This is a genomic window from Mesorhizobium sp. BHbdii (assembly GCF_053848045.1).
In genome coordinates this window covers 1-412 of the sequence record NZ_JBSPKX010000281.1, presented here as the reverse complement: position 1 = coordinate 412, position 412 = coordinate 1, and the positions used below count along the sequence as shown (strand labels likewise).

The 412-nt window shown below is 66.7% G+C and carries 1 protein-coding gene; it reads right to left on the bottom strand.

What is annotated here, in order from left to right; translation table 11 throughout:
- On the bottom strand, positions 1-412 hold a 412-nt coding region (locus ACWTU8_RS33040), incomplete at both ends, for an N-formylglutamate amidohydrolase (protein ID WP_455851404.1).

The following is a 412-nucleotide window of genomic DNA, read 5'->3' as shown; positions in this document are numbered from 1 at the left end:
CGTGGCCCTTGTAGATGGGCGTGAAGGAATGCACGGAAACCAGCCGGGTCTCCTGGCCGCGCGCCAGCCGCTCCTCGACGATGCGTTCGATGGTGCTGTGAAATGGCTGCCATGACAGGGCGACCCGCGCCGCGCGCTGCTTTTCCGACAGGCCGGCATTGCCAGGTATGACTGTCGTCTCACTGACCTGCGGCACGAGGTCCGGCGCGTCGAGCGGCCGGTTGCAGTCGATGACGAGGCGCGAAATGCGGGTTTCGACCAGCGTCGCATCGAGCGCTTGCGCCATGCGCGTTGCCACCGGCAACGCGCCGGGATCCCAGGCGATGTGGCGGGACAGGTCTTCGGCGGCAAGACCGAGCGCACCGAATTCGGCGGGCAGGAAATTGGAGGCGTGGTCGCAGGTCAGCACGAA